This is a genomic window from Nitrobacter sp. Nb-311A (assembly GCF_000152905.1).
Lineage (GTDB): Bacteria > Pseudomonadota > Alphaproteobacteria > Rhizobiales > Xanthobacteraceae > Nitrobacter.
This window is the reverse complement of sequence record NZ_AAMY01000002.1, coordinates 214,450-233,816: the sequence shown is the minus strand read 5'-3', so window position 1 is coordinate 233,816 and position 19,367 is coordinate 214,450. Positions and strand designations below refer to the sequence as shown.

The 19,367-nt window shown below is 60.6% G+C and carries 20 protein-coding genes; 14 read left to right on the top strand and 6 right to left on the bottom strand.

Features of this window, described 5'->3' with window-relative positions; translation table 11 throughout:
* Window positions 1-259: 259 nt before the first annotated feature.
* A complete protein-coding gene (gene hemJ, locus NB311A_RS01160) occupies window positions 260-682 on the bottom strand; it encodes a protoporphyrinogen oxidase HemJ (RefSeq protein ID WP_009796564.1) in 423 nt (140 codons plus the stop codon).
* Between the two features lie 442 nt (window positions 683-1,124).
* Between hemJ and NB311A_RS01155 the strand changes: the two genes are divergently transcribed.
* From NB311A_RS01155 to dnaQ, 4 genes are all read left to right on the top strand, one after another.
* Window positions 1,125-1,955, top strand: a complete 831-nt coding sequence (locus NB311A_RS01155; protein WP_009796563.1) for a pyruvate, water dikinase regulatory protein — start codon at window positions 1,125-1,127, stop codon at window positions 1,953-1,955.
* Window positions 1,956-1,962: 7 nt separating this feature from the next.
* The gene (locus NB311A_RS01150) at window positions 1,963-2,571 is read left to right on the top strand and encodes a nucleoside triphosphate pyrophosphatase (RefSeq protein WP_009796562.1); all 609 of its coding nucleotides are present in this window, start codon (window positions 1,963-1,965) and stop codon (window positions 2,569-2,571) included.
* Between the two features lie 16 nt (window positions 2,572-2,587).
* Entirely contained in the window at window positions 2,588-3,187 is a 600-nt protein-coding gene (coaE, locus tag NB311A_RS01145; protein ID WP_009796561.1) for a dephospho-CoA kinase, read from the top strand.
* 89 nt (window positions 3,188-3,276) lie between these two features.
* On the top strand, window positions 3,277-3,969 hold the full coding sequence (dnaQ, locus tag NB311A_RS01140; RefSeq protein ID WP_009796560.1) for a DNA polymerase III subunit epsilon: 693 nt from the start codon (window positions 3,277-3,279) through the stop codon (window positions 3,967-3,969).
* A gap of 180 nt (window positions 3,970-4,149) precedes the next feature.
* Here the strand turns inward: dnaQ and secB are convergent, their stop codons facing one another.
* Window positions 4,150-4,629, bottom strand: a complete 480-nt coding sequence (secB, locus tag NB311A_RS01135) for a protein-export chaperone SecB (protein ID WP_040673729.1) — start codon at window positions 4,627-4,629, stop codon at window positions 4,150-4,152.
* Window positions 4,630-5,046: 417 nt separating this feature from the next.
* Here secB and NB311A_RS01130 point away from each other — a divergent pair, with 417 nt between their 5' ends.
* The 3 genes from NB311A_RS01130 to NB311A_RS01120 are packed head-to-tail and all read left to right on the top strand — an operon-like array spanning window position 5,047 to window position 7,815.
* Window positions 5,047-5,751, top strand: a complete 705-nt coding sequence (locus tag NB311A_RS01130) for a Tim44/TimA family putative adaptor protein (protein ID WP_009796558.1) — start codon at window positions 5,047-5,049, stop codon at window positions 5,749-5,751.
* Complete coding sequence (locus NB311A_RS01125) at window positions 5,729-7,237, top strand: MltA domain-containing protein (RefSeq protein ID WP_040673673.1); 1,509 nt, start codon at window positions 5,729-5,731, stop codon at window positions 7,235-7,237. Before NB311A_RS01130 ends, NB311A_RS01125 begins: the two co-directional genes overlap by 23 nt.
* Complete coding sequence (locus NB311A_RS01120) at window positions 7,234-7,815, top strand: Smr/MutS family protein (RefSeq protein WP_009796556.1); 582 nt, start codon at window positions 7,234-7,236, stop codon at window positions 7,813-7,815. The genes NB311A_RS01125 and NB311A_RS01120 overlap by 4 nt, the downstream gene beginning before the upstream one ends.
* Window positions 7,816-7,901: 86 nt before the next feature.
* On the opposite strand, the gene hslU is transcribed toward NB311A_RS01120, so the two are convergent.
* Together hslU and hslV are read right to left on the bottom strand one after the other, a co-directional pair.
* A complete protein-coding gene (gene hslU / locus NB311A_RS01115; RefSeq protein WP_009796555.1) occupies window positions 7,902-9,203 on the bottom strand; it encodes an ATP-dependent protease ATPase subunit HslU in 1,302 nt (433 codons plus the stop codon).
* Between the two features lie 164 nt (window positions 9,204-9,367).
* Window positions 9,368-9,922 carry an ATP-dependent protease subunit HslV gene (gene hslV / locus NB311A_RS01110; RefSeq protein WP_040673671.1) on the bottom strand — a complete coding sequence of 185 codons (555 nt, stop codon included), beginning with the start codon at window positions 9,920-9,922 and terminating at the stop codon, window positions 9,368-9,370.
* A gap of 371 nt (window positions 9,923-10,293) precedes the next feature.
* On the opposite strand from hslV, the gene hisB reads away from it, so the two are divergent.
* The 7 genes from hisB (at window position 10,294) to coaA (ending at window position 15,113) form a co-directional block, all read left to right on the top strand.
* Window positions 10,294-10,887 (top strand): imidazoleglycerol-phosphate dehydratase HisB, encoded by a 594-nt coding sequence (gene hisB, locus NB311A_RS01105; protein WP_040673728.1) that lies wholly within the window; start codon window positions 10,294-10,296, stop codon window positions 10,885-10,887.
* Window positions 10,888-10,913: 26 nt separating this feature from the next.
* Complete coding sequence (locus NB311A_RS01100) at window positions 10,914-11,438, top strand: DUF2628 domain-containing protein (protein ID WP_009796552.1); 525 nt, start codon at window positions 10,914-10,916, stop codon at window positions 11,436-11,438.
* Window positions 11,435-12,085, top strand: coding sequence for an imidazole glycerol phosphate synthase subunit HisH (hisH, locus tag NB311A_RS01095; RefSeq protein WP_009796551.1), 651 nt, complete (start codon window positions 11,435-11,437; stop codon window positions 12,083-12,085). The genes NB311A_RS01100 and hisH overlap by 4 nt, the downstream gene beginning before the upstream one ends.
* Window positions 12,082-12,822, top strand: a complete 741-nt coding sequence (gene hisA / locus NB311A_RS01090; RefSeq protein ID WP_040673727.1) for a 1-(5-phosphoribosyl)-5-[(5-phosphoribosylamino)methylideneamino]imidazole-4-carboxamide isomerase — start codon at window positions 12,082-12,084, stop codon at window positions 12,820-12,822. Before hisH ends, hisA begins: the two co-directional genes overlap by 4 nt.
* 18 nt (window positions 12,823-12,840) lie before the next feature.
* Window positions 12,841-13,617, top strand: coding sequence for an imidazole glycerol phosphate synthase subunit HisF (gene hisF, locus NB311A_RS01085; protein WP_009796549.1), 777 nt, complete (start codon window positions 12,841-12,843; stop codon window positions 13,615-13,617).
* 78 nt (window positions 13,618-13,695) lie between these two features.
* Window positions 13,696-14,019 (top strand): phosphoribosyl-ATP diphosphatase, encoded by a 324-nt coding sequence (locus NB311A_RS01080; RefSeq protein ID WP_009796548.1) that lies wholly within the window; start codon window positions 13,696-13,698, stop codon window positions 14,017-14,019.
* Between the two features lie 137 nt (window positions 14,020-14,156).
* Window positions 14,157-15,113: a type I pantothenate kinase gene (gene coaA, locus NB311A_RS01075; RefSeq protein WP_009796547.1), complete on the top strand. Its 957-nt coding sequence runs from the start codon at window positions 14,157-14,159 to the stop codon at window positions 15,111-15,113.
* A 108-nt stretch (window positions 15,114-15,221) separates the two neighbouring features.
* Here the strand turns inward: coaA and NB311A_RS01070 are convergent, their stop codons facing one another.
* Window positions 15,222-17,480: a response regulator gene (locus NB311A_RS01070; protein WP_009796546.1), complete on the bottom strand. Its 2,259-nt coding sequence runs from the start codon at window positions 17,478-17,480 to the stop codon at window positions 15,222-15,224.
* A gap of 238 nt (window positions 17,481-17,718) precedes the next feature.
* Complete coding sequence (locus tag NB311A_RS01065; protein ID WP_040673726.1) at window positions 17,719-19,257, bottom strand: YifB family Mg chelatase-like AAA ATPase; 1,539 nt, start codon at window positions 19,255-19,257, stop codon at window positions 17,719-17,721.
* Window positions 19,258-19,367 lie beyond the last annotated feature (110 nt).

Sequence of the window (19,367 nt, the reverse complement as noted above, 5' to 3'; positions counted from 1 at the left end):
GAGGAGGACGGCCAGGTGGTTTCGTGAAGATGCGGACAACGCACCGAAAGGAAAGTCCGCAGTCCTGCCCGTACCGGGAAAAACCTCAAGCGAGGAAGGGCACCGAAAGGCTTCAAACCTGACGTGGCGACCGGTTCGATTTAGAAACCGGACCGCGACCACATCCGCCTGCGTAGGGTGGGATGGCCCCTATATAGAAAATTGATCGCCTCCGCGCAAGCAGATGCTGGCGGACCTTCCTGCCGATCGTTTCTCTGGCCTAGGATGGCTTGACGATGACCAAAATAACGATGCCTATCATGAGGGCGGTTACAACCTCATTGATAATGCGATAGAATTTTTGACTCATCACATTGCGGTCGGCGGCGAAATCGCGTACGCGGCGGGCAAAATAGCCGTGAACGGCGGACATCAGGATGACGAGGACCAACTTGCCCTGAAACCAGCCGACCGCATACCACTGACGCTCCCACATCATGTAAAGCCCGAGTCCCCAGGCCACCATCATCGCAGGATTGATGATGGCCTTGAACAGCCTTCGCTCCATGATCTTGAACGTTTCGGATTGCTTCGAGCCGATCTCGGCATCGCAGTGATAGATAAACAGCCGCGGCAGATAAAGCATTCCCGCCATCCAGGAAATGATCGCAATCACATGAAAAGCCTTGATCCACTCGTACATCGATCATCTCGTTCAGGGGTATTTCGATCTTACGATCTGCTGCAACGTGGCAGATAGGTGCCAGAATAGGTGCGATATCTGCAAGCGACTCTTTGCTAAAGAAAATTTTTGAATTCTTAAGTTTGAGTTTTAGTGACGGTGAATAGGTCGAATGCAATGTCGTCCCGTTCTTTTCCGCATCAATGCCCACAGTGGCACGAGAATCCAGGTCATTCAGGACCAAACAGAAGATCATCGCGGAGCCAGATACTTACCCTGCATTCGCGTGTTATTATCAAGAGACAAGTCCACATAGCCCCACTATCATGAGCGAGGGTGATGGAGTTTTTACCCTCAGGAGACCTGTGAAGAAAAATCGAGGTTATCCCGTAGCCGTCGCAGGATCGGCGGAATTGCGGCTTGGTCTCCACACCGATACACAGGGTATGCAGGGCAGGCACCCGTGAGCAGCCGCGACTTTCATCTTCATCTTGTGTCTGATTCGACCGGCGAGACGCTGATCACCGTTTCACGCGCGGTGGTTGCCCAATATGCTGATGTCACGCCTATTGAACACGTCTACCCCTTGGTTCGCAGCCGGAAGCAGCTCGACCGCGTTCTTGCGGAAATCGGGGAAGCGCCGGGAATAGTCCTGTTCACACTGCTTGAAAATGATCTCGCGGTCCGGCTCGAGGCCAGGTGCCAGGAAATCAACTGCCCGAGCCTTTCGATTATCGGCCCGGTCATGCAGCTGTTTCAGGCTTATCTCGGCGCTGACACCACGGGTCGCGTTGGTGCCCAGCACAGCCTGAACGCGGATTATTTCAAGCGCATCGACGCCTTGAACTACACGATGATGCATGACGATGGGCAGCATGTCGAAGGTCTGGAGGAGGCTGACGTCGTTCTGGTCGGTGTGTCCCGCACCTCAAAGACGCCAACGTCGGTCTACCTTGCCAATCGCGGTATCCGCACTGCGAACGTTCCGCTGGTGCCGGGTATCGCGATTCCGCGTCAACTGGAATCGTTGAAGGATCCTCTGGTTGTCAGTCTTCATGCAGCACCCGAGCGCTTGATTCAGGTCCGGCAGAACCGATTGTTGAGCATCGGAGCGGGGCCCGGCAACGAGGCCTATATCGATCGCCAATCTGTTACCGACGAAGTGATCTACGCCCGCCGCCTGAGTGTGAAACACGACTGGGCTCAATTGGATGTGACGCGCCGGTCGATCGAGGAGACAGCCGCGGCGATCATGAAACTGTTTGCCGACAGGCGCCGGCAGCGTCCGGAGTAGGCCGGCAATGGCGATATGGCGCGAATCAAGACCCTTGATACTGGCGTCGCAAAGCCGGGTGCGACAGCTATTGCTCGCCAATGCCGGTCTGTCATGCGAGGCAATCCCTGCCGCGATCGATGAGCGGGCGATCCAGCGAAGTTCCGGCCTCACAACCGCTGGCGAGGTCGCGGTCCGGCTGGCCCGTGAAAAAGCTCGTCAGGTTTCGCTGCGTTCACCTGGCCGCTATGTCGTCGGCGCGGATCAAACGCTCGAATGCGACGGCCGCCTGTTCAACAAGCCGCGAAGCCGTGAGCGAGCGGTCGCACATCTACGTGCGCTTTCGGGGCGGACCCATGCGTTGCACGCCGGCGTCTCGGTGATGCGCGACGACACGCCGCTGTTCGAACATGTATCAGTCGCGCGCATGACGATGCGGGAATTGAACGAGGATACGATCAAGGCGTATCTGGACGCGGCTGGCGATGCGGCAACCGCGAGCGTGGGCGCCTATCAACTCGAAAGCCTTGGCATCCATCTGTTCAGCCGGATCGAGGGAGATCACTTCACCATTCTGGGCTTGCCGTTGTTGCCGCTGCTTGCTTTTTTGCGTGCTCAAAGGCTGCTATCGCTATGACAGCGGATGTTCGGATATGGTGGTGCTTGGGCTGACCGGCTCGATCGGAATGGGTAAATCGACCACCGCCCGACTTTTTTCGGAAGCGGGGGTTCCGGTCTACGATGCGGACGCGACCGTTCATGCAATCTATGAAGGAGAGGCGGCTTCCGTGATTGAGGCTGCGTTTCCCGGAACAACTGTCGACGGCAAAGTCGACCGCGAGAAATTGTCGGCGAAGGTCGTGCATGATACTGCGGCCATGAAGCGGCTCGAGCAGATCGTACACCCCATGTTGTACGCCTATCGTCAAGCGTTTCTCGAGCAGGCCGAGCGTTCGGGCGCAGCGGTAGCGGTGGTTGACGTGCCGCTGCTGTTTGAAACCGGCGGCGAGCGCTCTGTCGATGCGGTCGTCGTCGTCACGACAACGCCTGATGTTCAGCATGAACGTATTCTGGCCCGCGGCAACATGACGCGCGAGAAGCTGCAGGCACTCCTTGCCCGGCAGTTGCCGGATGACGAAAAGCGCAAGCGGGCGGATTTCGTAGTGGATACCTCGCACGGTCTTGACCACGTGCGCGCGCAAATCCGGGAAATTCTTGCAGCCGCTGCTAAGATGCCGCAGAGATCGTCCTGATTCGATCGAGCCGTTTCCCGCCCTGACGGAATCAGAGCCGGCTCCAGAGGCGTTCGTTCGCCGGAAAACGATACATTTCACGGAAGTTCATGCGCGAGATCGTTCTCGATACCGAAACCACCGGCCTTGATCCCGTGCGGGGCGATCGTCTGGTTGAGCTCGGTTGCGTTGAGATATTCAACCGCATGCCGACGGGGCAAACGTTCCACTGCTACATCAACCCGGAACGCGATATGCCGCAGGAGGCGTTCGCGGTCCATGGTCTGTCGAGTGAATTTCTTGCCGATAAACCGCTGTTTGCGCAGGTTGTCGATGAGTTTCTGGAATTTATCGGCGATGCGCCTCTGATCATTCACAACGCATCGTTCGATATCAGCTTCATCAATGCGGAACTCGAGCGTCTCAAAAGGCAGGTGATCGGCCGCGAGCGGTTGGTCGATACGTTGTTGATAGCGCGCCGGAAACATCCCGGCGTCTCGAACCGGCTGGACGACCTGTGCTCGCGCTACGCCATCGACAATAGCCGTCGGACCAAACACGGCGCATTGCTGGACGCCGAACTGCTTGCGGAAGTCTATATCGATCTCATTGGCGCGCGCCAGTCGCAATTGATCCTGACTGAGACCACGTCCCGCCAGCTCGGCGGAACTTTGGAACTGCCAAGACGTCAGCGAACGGTGCCGCTGGCCTCGCGCGTGACAGAAGCCGATCGCATTGCGCATCGAAATTTCGTCGCTACGCTCGGCGAGAAGGCGATCTGGACGGAATTTCTGGCCCAATAATCCGAAAAGCTGAAACCGGTCGTCGAACAGACCGGTATCTGAATTCATCCAAGCCTAAATGGAAACGATCCCACCTGCGCTGATTAGAGCATGATCCCGAAAAGTGGAAACCGGTTTTCGGATAAGATCATGCTCGATCAAAAGGCCAGAGTCTGATTCAGCGCCGTTGAAATCAGGCCATTAGCTTGGTTTTTGTTGCGCTGCGGCCTGACGTTCCATGTTCTGTCGATACAGGCTTACAAAATCGATTGGGTCGAGCATCAGGGGCGGAAATCCGCCGTCGCGGACGGCCGTGGCAACGATCTCGCGAGCGAACGGGAACAACAGTCGCGGACATTCGATCATAACCAGGGGATGAAGATTTTCCTGGGGAACGTTGACGATGCGAAATACGCCAGCATAGGCGAGCTCGAAACTGAACATCAGCTTGCCGGTGTGTTCAGCCTTGCCTTCGACTTTAAGCACCACCTCATAGTCGTGCTCGGCCACGTTGCTGGCGCCGACATTGATCTGGACGTTGATCGACGGAGGCTGTTGCTGCGGCGCGAGGGAGGCTGGTGCGTTGGGATTCTCGAAAGAGAAGTCCTTGGTGTATTGAGCCAGCACGTTCAGCTGGGGTGAAGAGGCTGCCTCGGGAGGCGCGCCGTTGCCGTTGGTCATATCTTTCTCCTGAAACTTCAAGCCGACTTGTCGGAAGATGCGCCTGCCTGAAGGGCGAAGGTCCGCCTCGGGGCGAGTGGCTAACATAAGCCTGCGGCTGTCCACAAGGATGCCGCGCGCGCCGGCGAATCCGGGCGTGCTTCCGCCGCCACAGGCCGGCCTCGCCTGGAGGCTCAAACAGGTGCGGGAATGCGCCGTCTGCCTGCAATCTGACTTTCCCCTTTGATAGGAAACGCGCTATGTTTGGCGAACATGGCAAAGGAGGCCCTCCCTGGTCCGCTCGTTATGCTAAAATGCGCCCTTGGCCGGACTGCGTTTCATCCCTAAATAAATCTGGCCATCCGATGCGAACCTGCGTCCACAGCCGGACGTTTGTTCGCAGGCCGTGATCTAGACCGATCAGAAAGTGACGACGACGTGGATATTTACACCATCATTTTCCTGGCGCTGGCGGTCTTTATTTTTCTGCGTCTGCGCAGTGTTCTCGGACAGCGGACGGGAAGTGAGCGTCCGCCCTACGACGGTGCGACGCGGGAAATCCTGCGCGGCGCCCAGGACAAGAATGTCGTCCCGGTGCCGGGAACCGTGATCAATCAGTCCTCCGCGACGCCCACGGCCGATGTGGGGCCGTCCGCGGATCGCTGGAAAGATCTGACGGAACCGGGCACGGCTCTCGCTTTGGGGCTCGACGCCATCGCGGCTCAGGATTCCTCCTTTGATCCTGGACATTTCCTTAGTGGCGCACGGAGCGCCTATGAGATGATCGTACTGGCATTCGCCAATGGGGATCGCAGGACTTTGAAGGATCTGCTGTCGTCGGATGTCTATGAAAGCTTCGATGCGGCTATCAAGGACAGAGAGAGACTTGAGCAGAAAACTGAAACGCGATTTGTATCAATAGATAAGGTTGAGTTGATCGGCGCGGAACTGCGGGACGGGGCCGAGCAACTGACGGTTCGCTTCATTTCACAGATGATTTCCGTCACCCGCGACAAGACCGGAGCGATCGTCGACGGAAACCCCGAGAGGATTTCCGATATTACCGATGTTTGGACCTTTGCCCGCGAGATCTCTTCGCGCGATCCGAACTGGAAATTGGTTGGCACCGGAAGCGCCGGCTGACCTTTATTGGTTAAGAAGGTGCGCGGTCGGGCTGTGCATCGCCGCCGTGATGGGGCCTGCCGCTGTCCGGGCTCACGATAGCCGTCATCGTTCGGCTGCACCGCTCGAAATCTCCGGCGGCCAATACTCCCCGGTTGTGTGGGCTGATATTGCTGGCTGGAACAACGACAATCATCTTGACGCATTCAAGGCTTTTCGCGCCAGTTGCCGCGCGGTAACCGGCCGGCGTCGATCGGCCGTCAGTCGGAAGGCGCTCGGCGTATCGTTGCGGGAGCCGTGCCGCGCCGCGAAAGCGGCGAACATCTCGGACGATGCCAAAGCGAAAGCGTTCTTCGAAAACCGTTTCCGGGCGGTGCGCATTTCGCGTCTCGGCGAAACGGATGGCTTCGTCACGGGCTATTACGAGCCCATTATCGACGGGTCGCGCACCAGGACGGATGTCTATACCGTTCCGGTCTATCGGCGCCCCTCGAACCTTTTCGTCCGGGGATTCTCGCAAAGCGCGCCAAGCCTGCCCAACAACGGGCCGGTGTATCGCAAAATCGGTCGCCGAAAGCTGGTTCCCTATTACGATCGCGCCGAAATCGAGGATGGCGCGATCGCAGGCCGCGGCCTCGAAATCTGCTGGCTCAAGAGTCAGACCGATCTGCTCTTCACGCAAATCCAGGGCTCAGCGCGGGTTCGTCTCGAAGACGGCTCGACCATACGCATCAATTATGATTCCTATAACGGATATCCGTACACTGCGGTCGGTCGGATCCTGATCGAACGCAACATCATCCCGAAAGAGCAGATGTCGATGCAACGCATCAGGCAGTGGATGACCGACAATCCCGATGGCGCCAGGGAATTGCGCCGGCAGAACCGCTCTTACGTTTTTTTTCGCGAGGTGAAGCTCTCGGACAATGACGAGGCGATCGGAGCGCAGGGTCTGCCTTTGACGCCGGGTAGGTCGATTGCGGTCGATAAAACGCTGCATGTCTATGGCACGCCCTTCTTCATCGAAGGCGAGTTGCCGATCCAATCCGAACAGGCGAAAACACCGTTTCATCGGCTGATGATTGCGCAGGATACGGGCTCTGCCATTGTCGGCCCTGCCCGTGCGGACCTTTACCTTGGCGCAGGCTCGGAGGCCGGACGCGTGTCGGGCCGTCTTCGGCACAATATGCACTTCGTCATGCTCGTCCCGAACAGCCTTGATCCGATAGCTCGCGCCAAAACCATGCCGCTTCCGGAAACACGGCCCTCGGCAAAAATCGCAAGGCTGTTTCCGCCCAACGACCGGAAGCCCGCCAATGCCCCGCAAGCCTCCGCGCCCTCTTCCCTTCCTGCGGATGAGCAGACCGGGGCTGCTTCCGTGCCGGCGGCGAAAGCGGCGTCATCGGAAATCACCCCGTTGCCGCCGGAACGGTCCGAGGTTGGATCCGCTCACAAGCCGCGGCATCGCACCCATTATCGCCGCCGCTGGCATCGCCGGGCGCGATGAAACGCGTGTCGCCCGACGCATCCGTTCGGCCGCGCCGAACGCGCGCCCTTACGGACGAGGAGCGTCGATTGTGGGAAAGCGTTGCAGCGCAAGCCAAGCCATTGCGCAAACGACCTCGGCCCGATCCAGTCCAACCTCGGCTTGAGGGGAAACCCGCCAGGATTGCGAAGTCTGCGACGTGGTCCGAATCGGACTCAATCGGAAGAGCGGCCAAACATAATAGCCCGCAGCCGTCGGCGCTCACCCGACGCGAGCGATCGCGATTGTCCCGGGGGCTGAAAGACATCGATGCCCGGATCGACCTGCATGGCATGACGCAGGCGCGGGCCTATCGGGCTCTTCTGCGATTCTTGCAAAACGCGTCGGGCGACGGCTTCACTTTCGTGCTTGTCATTACCGGCAAGGGCCGCGGCGCGAGCGGGCAGGACGCCGAGCGGGGCGTATTGCGCCGGCAGGTCCCGCAATGGCTTGGCCTCCAGGAGTTTCGATCGCTGGTCGTCGGTTTCGACGAGGCGCATTCCGGTCATGGCGGCGAGGGCGCGCTTTACGTGCGCCTGCGACGCAGGGTCAGAGTGTGATCCCCGAACGTGAACCGGTTCTCGAAAAACGAGATCATGCTCGATCAAAAAGCGCTGGTCTGATTTAACGCGACCGGGATCAGCCTTCAGAGGATGAACCTGCTCAGATCGGCATTCTTGGCCAGATCGCCGATGTGCTTCTGGACATATCCGGAGTCGATGCGGACCGTCTCGCCCTTGCGGTCTGGGGCCGTGAACGAGATGTCGTCGAGCACTCGCTCCATGACGGTCTGCAATCGCCTCGCGCCGATGTTCTCCACCGTCGAATTCACCGCGACCGCGATATCCGCGAGCGCGTCGACGGCATCATCGGTGATGTCGAGCGTGACCCCTTCGGTGTGCATCAATGCGATGTACTGTTTGATGAGCGAGGCCTCTGGCTCGGTCAAAATGCGCCGCATGTCATTCCGCGTCAGGGCGTCCAGTTCGACCCGGATCGGCAGCCGGCCCTGCAATTCGGGGAGCAAATCGGAAGGCTTGGCAATATGAAACGCGCCTGACGCGATGAACAGAATATGGTCGGTCTTCACCGCGCCATGCTTGGTCGAGACCGTCGTTCCTTCGATCAGCGGCAGCAGATCGCGCTGCACGCCTTCGCGCGAGACGTCGCCGCCGCTGCGGCCGTCACGCACGCAGATCTTGTCGATCTCGTCGAGAAACACGATACCGTCATTTTCAACCGCGGCGATCGCTTCCAGCGTGAGTTGATCGCTATCGAGCAGCTTGTCGGATTCCTCGTTGATCAGGATTTCATGGGAGTCGGAAACGGTCAGCCGGCGGGTCTTGGTGCGCCCGCCCATCTTGCCGAAGATATCGCCGATTGAAATCGCGCCGACCTGGGCCCCCGGCATGCCGGGAATCTCGAACATCGGTGCGCCGCCGGATGATTGCGTTTCGATCTCGATTTCCTTGTCGTTGAGTTCGCCGGCGCGCAACCTCTTTCGAAATGAATCGCGCGTTGCGGCGCTCGAATTGGCGCCGACCAGGGCGTCCAGAACGCGCTCTTCGGCGGCAAGCTGCGCGCGTGCCTGAACCTCCTTACGCTTGCGCTCGCGGGTCTGGCCGATCGCGACCTCCACGAGATCACGAACGATCTGTTCGACGTCGCGTCCGACGTATCCCACTTCGGTGAACTTTGTGGCTTCGACCTTGAGGAAGGGTGCGTTGGCAAGCTTCGCCAGCCGTCGCGCGATCTCCGTCTTGCCGACGCCGGTCGGTCCGATCATCAGGATGTTCTTCGGCAGCACTTCCTCGCGCAGCGATCCGGTCAATTGCTGGCGCCGCCAGCGATTGCGCAATGCGATGGAAACGGCTCGCTTGGCGTCAGTCTGGCCGACAATGAAACGGTCGAGTTCGGAAACGATTTCGCGGGGAGAGAAATGCGTCATGGATTTTATCTTCTTTTCCCTCTCCCCCTTGTGGGGGAGGGTGGTTTCGAGCGTGAGCGAGAAACCGGGTGAGGGGATGGTGAGAGAATTTTCCCCTCACCCGGCGCGATCTCGTTGCACGCGATCTCGCCACCCTCTCCCAAATGGGGAGAGGGAAAGCAGTCTCAACTTGTAGCCAACGCCTCGATCGTCAGGTTTCGATTGGTATAAACACAAATGTCGGCGGCGATGTCGAGAGAACGGCGGACAATGGATTCGGCCTCGTTGTCGGAGTCGATCAGGGCCCTCGCGGCGGCAAGTGCGTAATTCCCGCCCGAGCCGATCGCCATGACGCCCGCTTCGGGCTCCAGAACGTCTCCAGTCCCGGTCAGCACCAGCGACACGTCTTTGTCCGCAACAAGCATCATGGCTTCCAGCCGCCGCAGATAACGGTCGGTTCGCCAGTCCTTGGCGAGTTCGACGGCGGCGCGGGTGAGTTGGCCCGGATATTGTTCGAGCTTGCTTTCCAGTCGCTCGAACAGTGTAAAGGCATCCGCGGTGGCGCCGGCGAAGCCGCCGATGACGTCGCCTTTTCCGAGCCTCCTGACCTTCTTCGCGTTGGATTTGATGACCGTCTGTCCGATCGAGACCTGACCATCGCCGCCAATGACCACTTTCCCGCCCTTGCGGACGGTCAGGATCGTGGTGCCGTGCCACATCTCCGGCTGTAATGCTTGCATCTGAACCCCTTCATGATCAGGTCAGTTTTAGGCATTGCGGCGCGGCGTTGCAATCGGCGTCCGATTCCATGGATTCTAGTGGTCCGACTCTAACATTCGCATCCCGGGGCCGCGGCAGGTGGGTGGCGAATGTCAAATCCACTCCGCCAGTCACCATGATCGAAGAACACCGCTGAAATGCAACATCCCGCAGTAGCGAAGAGGACCTGAGCCTGTTAAAAGAGCCGCGTTCTATCGGAGCGCGGTCAGCAAGAGCGGGTACGCCGATTTTGCCTCCGACGCGTTCATAATCGTTGAATGGCGCGCGATCTTGTCGTCAAACCGCTTTGAGTATGGCGGAGACGGATCATGCGCGGCGTAGAGAGCCTTTCATGCGTACGGCGAGCATCAAGCGCAAGACCAAGGAAACGGACATCGAGGTCGTGGTCAACCTCGACGGCTCCGGTGTCTCCAAGGTTGCGACCGGCATTGGCTTTTTTGACCATATGCTGGATCTGCTCGCCCGCCATTCGCGTATCGACATCACGGTCAAAGCCGATGGCGACCTCCACGTCGATTACCACCACACGACGGAAGATGTCGGCATCGCGTTGGGCCAGGCTGTGAAGCAGGCGCTCGGCTCGATGGTTGGCATCAGCCGCTATGCCAGCGTCTATATGCCAATGGACGAAACGCTGTCCCGTGTCGTGATCGATATCTCCGGCCGGCCGGCGCTCGTGTTCAAGGTTGAGTTCCCCCGCGACAAGATCGGTGAGTTCGACACCGAGCTGGTGCGCGAATGGTTCAACGCCTTTGCCGTCAATGCGGGCGTGACTTTGCACGTGGAGACGCTATATGGCGAGAACAGCCATCATATCGCCGAATCCTGCTTCAAGGGTCTGGCGCGTGCGCTTCGGGCAGCGGCGGCGATCGATCCGCGCGCTGCGGACGAAGTGCCATCAACTAAGGGTCAGCTCGGCGGCTGACCGTCCTGTTGTCGGCGGAGAGTGCAATGTCGGTCTATACAGTCCATGCGCCACCGGTCGACGGGCCAGACGCGCGCGGTGCCACGGACAACTTCGTGTTCGTTCGCGATGGCTTTTCGTTTGGGGCTTTTTTGTTCGGTCCGGTATGGCTGCTTTATCAACGACTTTGGCTGGTGCTCGCTGGGTATCTGGTTCTGTCGGTCGCGGTGGAAGCCGCAATGACGCTGCTACGCGTCGGCTGGGGAACGCGCATTGCGGTGATGGCGGTGATCGCCGTGCTGATGGGTCTGGAGGCGGCGAGTTTGCGGCGCTGGACGCTGTCGCGGCAAAAGTGGCGTCCGCTCGACGTCGTTGTCGCGGACGATGAGGAAGCGGCTGAACGGCGCTTTTTCGATCGCTGGCGAGCAATGCGGGACGCGGACGTCGATCCGTTGGCGATCGATCGCGGCGCGCCGCCACCGACGCGGGGCGCTCCGGACCAACCCCTTCCGCCGTCGACGCTGCGCGGCGATATCCTCGGCCTGTTCCCGCAACCCGGGTTTCGGCGGTGACGGCCACGATCATCGACTATGGTTCCGGTAATCTTCATTCGGCGGCAAAGGCATTTGAATGCGCGGCGCGCGGCATCGGAGATTTGCAAAAGATCGTGGTGACGCGCGATCCCGACGCGGTGTTCCGGGCCGATCGCGTGGTGCTGCCCGGCGTCGGCGCATTCGCCGATTGCCGCCGCGGGCTCCAGGCGCTCGACGGCATGGTTCAGGCGCTGACGGAGGTGGTGCGCGACAAGGCGCGGCCCTTCCTGGGCATCTGCGTCGGGATGCAGCTGATGGCGACGCGCGGCAGGGAGCACGTCACGACGGACGGCCTCGGCTGGATCGCGGGCGATGTCGAGAAAATCTCGCCGCGTGACGAAAGATTGAAGATTCCGCATATGGGTTGGAATACGCTCGATCCGGTGCGGGAACATCCGGTCCTTGAAGGACTGGCATTGGGACCGAAAGGTCGTCACGCCTATTTCGTGCACTCTTATCACCTGAACGCTGCGAATGAGACCGATGTGCTCGCGCGCGCCGACTATGGTGGTCCGGTGACGGCGATCGTCGGCAAGGACACCGCGATCGGCACTCAATTCCATCCCGAAAAGAGCCAGCGATTCGGACTGGCCCTGATCGCCAATTTCCTGAGATGGACACCGTGATCCTTTTCCCTGCCATCGATCTCAAAAACGGTCAGTGCGTTCGCCTCGAGCAGGGCGATATGGCGCGTGCGACCGTATTCAATCGGGATCCCGTGGATCAGGCGCGCGCATTCGCCGCGCAAGGCTTCGAGTATCTCCATGTCGTCGATCTCGACGGCGCGTTCGCCGGCAAGCCGGTGAATGCGGATGCGGTGGAGCGGGTCCTGAAGAACGTCGCCCTGCCGATGCAGCTCGGCGGCGGCATTCGAGACCTGAAAACGGTCGAAGCCTGGCTCGGCAAAGGCGTTGCGCGCGTCATCATCGGCACGGCCGCGGTGCGCGATCCCGTTCTGGTCAAGGACGCCGCCAAAGCGTTTCCGGGGCGCGTTGCCGTCGGCCTTGATGCGCGCAACGGCAAGGTCGCGGTCGAGGGCTGGGCCGAGACGTCGGAGGTCGCGGCGCTCGACATCGCGCGGCGGTTCGAGGACGCCGGCATCGCGGCGATCATCTTCACTGACATCGCCAGGGACGGCTTGCTGAAGGGTCTGAACCTCGACGCCACCATTGCGCTCGCCGGCAGCATTTCAATTCCGGTGATCGCCTCGGGCGGCCTGGCCTCCATCGCGGATGTGAAGGCGCTGCTCGCGCCGCGCGCGAAAAAGCTCGCGGGCGCCATCGCCGGACGCGCGCTTTACGACGGCCGGCTCGATCCGGTTGAGGCGCTGAAGCTGATCCATGCCGCGCGCGCGGCGGCTTGAAAGGATCGGGCGGCGGCGATGTTCAAGGTCCGTGTCATACCCTGCCTTGACGTCAAGGATGGACGGGTCGTCAAGGGCGTCAACTTCGTGAACCTGCGGGATGCCGGCGACCCCGTGGAAGCGGCGGTTGCATACGATGCCGCCGGTGCCGACGAGCTTACCTTTCTCGACATTACCGCGACGCACGAGAATCGCGGCATCATGCTGGATGTGGTTCGGCGCACCGCGGAAGCCTGTTTCATGCCGGTCACCGTCGGCGGCGGCGTCCGCACCATCGAGGATATCCGCACATTGTTACGCTCCGGCGCCGACAAGGTCTCGATCAACAGCGCGGCGGTGAGCCGGCGCGCGTTCGTCAAGGAGGCTGCGGAAAAGTTTGGCGACCAGTGCATCGTGGTCGCTATCGATGCCAAACGGGTCTCAAGGTCCGGCGGCGGGGACCGCTGGGAAATCTTCACGCATGGCGGGCGCAAATCCACCGGCATCGACGCCATCGAATATGCGCAGGAAGTGGTGTCGCTCGGCGCCGGCGAGATTCTCCTGACGTCGATGGATCGCGACGGCACTCGTCAAGGCTTCGATCTGTCGCTGACCCGGCGGGTGGCCGATAGCGTTTCCGTACCCGTGATCGCGTCGGGCGGCGTCGGCAATCTCGATCATCTGGTCGACGGAATTCGCGAAGGCCATGCCACCGCGGTCCTGGCGGCATCGATATTTCATTTCGGGGAGTTTACCATTCGCGAAGCCAAGGAGCATATGGTTCGCGCCGGGCTCGCCATGCGGCTCGATCCCTGACGACTCCGGATTGCAGGAGTGCTAGACACTCAGGAATTGTCGGGCACCTTGAGGTGCAAGCGGACGGGTAGACGGATTATGCCGCGTTTTACGATCCATGATCTTGCCGCCATCATTGACGCGCGGGCTGCATCCGGAGGTGATGCGTCCTACACGCGAAAGCTGCTGGACAAGGGCTCTGCGCATTGCGCCCGGAAGCTCGGCGAGGAAGCCGTCGAGACGGTCATCGCCGCGGTCGAGAATGACCGGCAACACCTGATCGCAGAAGGCGCCGATCTCATGTTTCATTTCCTTGTGCTGTTAAAGGCCGGAGGCGTGAAGCTGGAAGACGTTGAAGCTGTTTTGGCGCAGCGTACGGCGCGATCAGGACTCGAAGAGAAAGCCGCGCGCCATCGCGACTAGATTCCGATTTAACGTCGGTGAATCGGATTTTGTTCTATTGTTCGATCGAGCGTAATCTTCTCCGAAAGCCGGCTTCCACTTTGCGCTGGCGCGGCCCTCCGGAACCGGGATTTTGCTCCAGCCCCGAGGCAGGCTTCATGAATTCGCGGGCGGAACAGCAGCAGTACAATCCGTATCGAATTTTCGCTCGCGCCGAATGGGCGAAGCTTCGCCACGATATGCCGATGACGCTGGCTGCGAATGAAATCGCGGCGTTGCGGTCGATGCATGATCGACTCGATCTGGTGGAGGTCGAGGAAATTTATCTGCCTTTATCCAGGCTACTATCGATCTATGTGGCCGCGATGCAGCGTCTCTTTGTTGCCCAGCGTCAGTTTCTCGGCATCCATGATCGCAAGGTGCCTTATATCATCGGTGTGGCCGGGTCGGTCGCGGTTGGAAAATCAACGACGGCGCGTGTGCTGCAGGCGCTGCTCGCACGATGGTCGCCGCGCCCCAAAGTCGAACTCGTCACCACTGACGGATTTCTGTTTCCCAACGCCGTGCTCGAGCGCCGCGGCCTGCTGCAGAAAAAAGGTTTCCCGGAGAGTTACGACCTGCCGGTTTTGCTGTCGTTTCTCAGTGACATCAAGGCGGGCCGCGCGCCCGTGCGCGCGCCGGTGTATTCGCATCTGACTTACGACATCGTCCCGGACAGCTGGATCGAAGTCAGTCAGCCCGATATTCTGATCGTCGAGGGCGTCAATGTTCTGCAGACCGGTCCGCTGCCGCGCGACGGCAGGGCTGTTCCGGTCGTGTCCGATTTCTTCGACTTCTCCGTCTATCTCGATGCCGAAGAGCCGGTGCTGCGCGAATGGTACGTGACCCGCTTCCTCGCTTTGCGGGATTCGGCCTTTCAGGACCCACGATCCTACTTTCACCGTTACGCGCTGCTGTCGGACGACGAAGCGACCGCAACGGCTATTGCAATCTGGGAACGTACCAACCGCGCCAACCTGGAGGACAACATTCTGCCGACGCGGCCACGCGCGAACCTGATCCTCAAGAAGGGGGCCGATCATGTCGTGGAGCAGGTCGCGCTAAGGCGGCTTTAGAGTCTGGTTCAATTGCGTTGAATCAGGCCCGTCGCCTATCTTTTCTTGAGCATGATCTTGTCTGAAAACCGGTTTGCACTGTTCGGGATCATGCTCTGGAGGTTTCTGTCACGCCGGGACGTGACGGGCGGACATCAATCCCGCAAGCGCGTCGGCCAATCTTTCGCGATCGAGCGGCTTGACCAGAAAGCCATCCATGCCGGCCTCGAAGCAGGCATGACGATCGTCAGTCAGCGCGTTGGCGGTCAACGCCAGAACCGTCGTGCGGTGGCCGAACCGGGTGGCTTCCCGTTCTCGAATTTTCCTGGTGGCCTCGATGCCGTCGAGGTTCGGCATCTGGATATCCATCAGGACGAGATCGTAGGGTGCGCCCGCGGCCAGGGCGGCGTCCCACGATTTAAGAGCTTCCTCTCCATTTGCGGTGACGATAACGGCGTGTCCGAGACGGGTCAGGAGCGAGCGCGTCAATAGCGCATTGATCTCATTGTCCTCCGCGACGAGAATTGAAAGGCTTGGTGCTGACGTCGTGGCCGGTGTCTTGGATTCCTCACGACTGTCGCGATCAGGCTGGCCGCTGGCGGTCCGAAGGAGGGTCGAATCGTCTGCCGGCGCAGACAATCTTGCTGCGATCGACGCCGTTCGCAAAGGCTTGACAAGATAGCCCGTAAACGCTGCGGCGCCGGCGGCCTGAAGGTTCTGCCTTGTGGATGGCGTGACCATGACGATCCGTCGCGCCGCATGACCGCGGGCAGCCTGACCGAACCGCCAGATCTCATCCCAGCCCATCGCATGATCGACAAGGACAGTGTGCCACGCGCGCTCCAGAAGCAGAGCGCGCGCAACCGCGAGATCGGATGTCGTGCAGGTCTCGGCCCCCCAGCGCTCCAGGCGCCGGGCGAGCAGCGATGTCTCGACGGTTTGAGGCGCCACAAGCATGACCGGGTGTCCTGTCAGATCCGGCGCGGCAAAGCGCTTTTGCGCCGGCGCGCGATCGTGAGCCGGAAGAGGGACCGAGACCTCGAAGGTCGAACCAGAGCCCGGCTCGCTCTGCAGCGTGATATGCCCGCCCATTCGTTTGACGATGCGATCACTGATACTTAAACCCAGCCCCGATCCGCCGTAATTGCGCGCAATCTGGCCGTCGGCCTGCTCGAAATCGCGGAAAATCCGGGCTTGCGCATCCGGCGCAATGCCAATTCCAGTGTCACGGACCATGAAACGGATGTCGTTCCGCCCGACGCCGGGGGTGACGATCAGCGCAACGCCGCCGGTTGAGGTAAATTTTATCGCGTTGCCTGCAAGATTGAGCAGCACCTGGCGCAAGCGTGCGGCGTCTCCGATCACTTCGGTCGGCAGCGTCTCATCGATGTAGGAGGCGATTGCAAGCTGCCTCGCCTGCGCACGCGGCGCCAGCAATTCGGTGATGTCCTCGATCAGATCGGACAGGATGAAAGGGCGATGTTCGAGGTCGATTTTTCCGGCCTCGATCCTGGAATAGTCGAGCAACTCCTCGATCAGCGACAACAATGCATCGCCGGATGCCTTCACTGCCTTGACATATGTCGTTTGTTCGGGCGTGAGCGCGGTTTCCAGCAGCAGTCCGCTCATGCCGATAATGCCGTTGAGTGGTGTGCGAAACTCGTGCGACGTCATCGCCAGGAAACGTGACTTGGCCTGGTTGGCTGCGTTTGCGTGATCCCGCGCTTCACCGAGCGCGCGCTTGGCTTCGGTTCGATCGGTGACGTCGCGTCCGACGCATTGCAGTTCTGCCGGGTGGTTGGCGTCGATCCGCATCAAGGCCTCGCGCCATGCAATCCAGCGCGGACCCAGTGCGGTTTCGACGCGCTGATCGTAAACGCGCGTGCCGTTCGCTTCGATCACGCTTTCGCCCTGCTCGAGCACGGGAAGCGCGAAGCGGATGCCAAGCAGGTCCGCCCGTGATCGCTGAGCCAGGATGCAATAGGCGTCATTCACCGAGGTGATGATGCCGTTCCCGTCGCGCAGCACGATCAGATCGCCCTGCGACTCGAAAAGGCAACGCGACCGCTCCTCCGCTTCCTTCAGTTCCCAGTTGCGATCAGCGAGCGCTTCATTGTGGAGAGCAATCTTGCGCATCTTTTTGCGCATCCCACGCAAGCGCATGCTCAGGATCGCCAGCGCGACACAAGCGAGCGCAAACAGGAAACTGATGCCGATTGCGAACGCGTGAGGGTCATACTCGGCGCTTCGGCTTCCGGCAATGAAACCGTAGGCGCCTCCGAACGCGATTGAAAAAGTCACGAAGGTCCGAAGGGCCAGATTCAGCCGGGGATGTTGCCGGATCAGCCCGCGCAGGCGTGCCCTCATCCAGAATAATCGCGCCGCCATCGACCTCCCCGAACACTGCAAGGTCCATCGGAAGGCGGGTTGCCAACGAAGGGACGCGCAGTGGATGCGTCGCTGTCAGCATGAAGACATGATGTTGCGGAGTCCTTGAGCGCCGCGCCGGAAACCGGTTGGATGCGAACAAGGTTAACAAAATCTTATCGAGACATCAGGGAGGGTGCCGTCAAGCAGATCTCTGCGGCAACTTTGGTGATCCGTCTTGGACGGAGGCAAGCTACGGTCATGCTGCGCGCTTGATGTCGTCGGCGAGCGCGCGATAGGACAAAGCTTCGGCGAGATGCAGCCGGCCGATCTTGACGGCGCCATCGAGGTCAGCGAGCGTGCGGGCGACGCGCAGCACCCGGTGATAGCCGCGCGCCGACAAACGCATGCTTTCCGCGGCGTCGCGGAGCAGCTTCAGCCCCTGTGCGTCCGGTTGCGCGATGTCTTCCAGCGCGGCCGCGGGCGCTTCGGCATTGGTCCGGACATTCGAAAGACCGAGAGCGGCATACCGCGCCGCCTGAATGTCGCGTGCCGCGGCGACACGAGCGCCGACTTCGGCCGAGCCTTCCGACGGAGGCGGCAGAATGAGATCGGAGGCGGTCACGGCCGGCACTTCGATGCGAAGATCGATCCGGTCCAGCAGAGGTCCCGAGATACGCATTTGATAATCAGCGGTGCATCGATCGATGCGGCCGCGCTTACAAGCGTAGCCGGGCTCAAAGGCGTGGCCGCAGCGGCATGGATTCATTGCCGCCACCAGCATGAAGCGCGCGGGGTAGGTCACGCGATGATTGGCGCGGGACACAGCGATCTCGCCGTTCTCAAGCGGCTGCCTGAGCGAATCCAGCACGCGCGGATCGAACTCCCGCAACTCGTCGAGAAACAGGACGCCGTTATGTGCCAGCGAGATTTCACCGGGTCTGGCGCGCGTGCCGCCGCCCGTCAGCGCGGCCATGCTGGCGGAATGATGCGGGGCGCGAAACGGCCGCTGCGAGGTAAGCGCCCCTCCGTCGATTTCGCCGGCTACCGACGCGATCATCGATACTTCCAGCAGTTCGGCCGGCGACAGCGGCGGGAGAATCGAAGGCAGGCGCGCCGCGAGCATTGATTTGCCGCTGCCGGGAGAGCCGACCATCAGCAGATGATGTCCGCCGGCGGCTGCGATCTCGAGCGCACGCTTGGCGCTCTCCTGCCCCTTGATGTCGCGAAGGTCGAGAGCGCTGCCCTGGGTTTCACGAATCCGGGGCTGGGGCCGGGACAGAACCTGGGTTCCCTTGAAATGATTTGCGATCTGAATGAGCGAACTGGCGGCGATGATCTGGATGTCGGGGCTCGCCCAGGCGGCTTCCGCGCCGCAAGTCGAAGGGCAAATCAATCCCTCCTCGCGCGCATTGGCGCCGATCGCAGCCGGAAGAACCCCGGCCACGGCCGCGATCGATCCGTCGAGGCCGAGTTCGCCGAGCACCGTAAATCCCGATAACGCGTCGGAGGGAATGGCTCCGATCGCCGCCATCAGGCCGAGCGCAATGGGGAGATCGTAGTGACTGCCTTCCTTGGGCAGATCCGCCGGCGCCAGGTTGACGGTGATTCGTCTCGCCGGCAGCGCAAGACCTGAAGCGATCAGGGCGGCCCGCACCCGCTCCCGAGCCTCGGATACGGCTTTGTCCGGCAAACCCACAATGCTGAAGGCGGGCAGGCCGGGAGCGACCTGCACCTGAACGTCGACCGCCCGCGCCTCAATGCCTTCAAATGCGACGGTGGATACCCGCTGAACCATGGCCGCCCCCTCTGCCATCGCGAGACTAGCTTACAACTCTCCCGAGCGGCGATTGTGTAGTTTACAAACCCAGAAATCGTGGTAGTATCAACTTACTTACTGAAAACACT

Excerpts from the sequence above, each read along its gene's own strand:
- hemJ (WP_009796564.1), bottom strand. The coding sequence starts at position 682 with ATGTACGAGTGGATCAAGGCTTTTCATGTGATTGCGATCATTTCCTGG.
- NB311A_RS01150 (WP_009796562.1), top strand. The coding sequence starts at position 1,963 with ATGGCGATATGGCGCGAATCAAGACCCTTGATACTGGCGTCGCAAAGC.
- coaE (WP_009796561.1), top strand. The coding sequence starts at position 2,588 with ATGGTGGTGCTTGGGCTGACCGGCTCGATCGGAATGGGTAAATCGACC.
- dnaQ (WP_009796560.1), top strand. The coding sequence starts at position 3,277 with ATGCGCGAGATCGTTCTCGATACCGAAACCACCGGCCTTGATCCCGTG.
- secB (WP_040673729.1), bottom strand. The coding sequence starts at position 4,629 with ATGACCAACGGCAACGGCGCGCCTCCCGAGGCAGCCTCTTCACCCCAG.
- NB311A_RS01120 (WP_009796556.1), top strand. The coding sequence starts at position 7,234 with ATGAAACGCGTGTCGCCCGACGCATCCGTTCGGCCGCGCCGAACGCGC.
- hslU (WP_009796555.1), bottom strand. The coding sequence starts at position 9,203 with ATGACGCATTTCTCTCCCCGCGAAATCGTTTCCGAACTCGACCGTTTC.
- hslV (WP_040673671.1), bottom strand. The coding sequence starts at position 9,922 with ATGCAAGCATTACAGCCGGAGATGTGGCACGGCACCACGATCCTGACC.
- hisB (WP_040673728.1), top strand. The coding sequence starts at position 10,294 with ATGCGTACGGCGAGCATCAAGCGCAAGACCAAGGAAACGGACATCGAG.
- NB311A_RS01100 (WP_009796552.1), top strand. The coding sequence starts at position 10,914 with ATGTCGGTCTATACAGTCCATGCGCCACCGGTCGACGGGCCAGACGCG.
- hisF (WP_009796549.1), top strand. The coding sequence starts at position 12,841 with ATGTTCAAGGTCCGTGTCATACCCTGCCTTGACGTCAAGGATGGACGG.
- NB311A_RS01080 (WP_009796548.1), top strand. The coding sequence starts at position 13,696 with ATGCCGCGTTTTACGATCCATGATCTTGCCGCCATCATTGACGCGCGG.
- coaA (WP_009796547.1), top strand. The coding sequence starts at position 14,157 with ATGAATTCGCGGGCGGAACAGCAGCAGTACAATCCGTATCGAATTTTC.
- NB311A_RS01070 (WP_009796546.1), bottom strand. The coding sequence starts at position 17,480 with ATGGCGGCGCGATTATTCTGGATGAGGGCACGCCTGCGCGGGCTGATC.
- NB311A_RS01065 (WP_040673726.1), bottom strand. The coding sequence starts at position 19,257 with ATGGTTCAGCGGGTATCCACCGTCGCATTTGAAGGCATTGAGGCGCGG.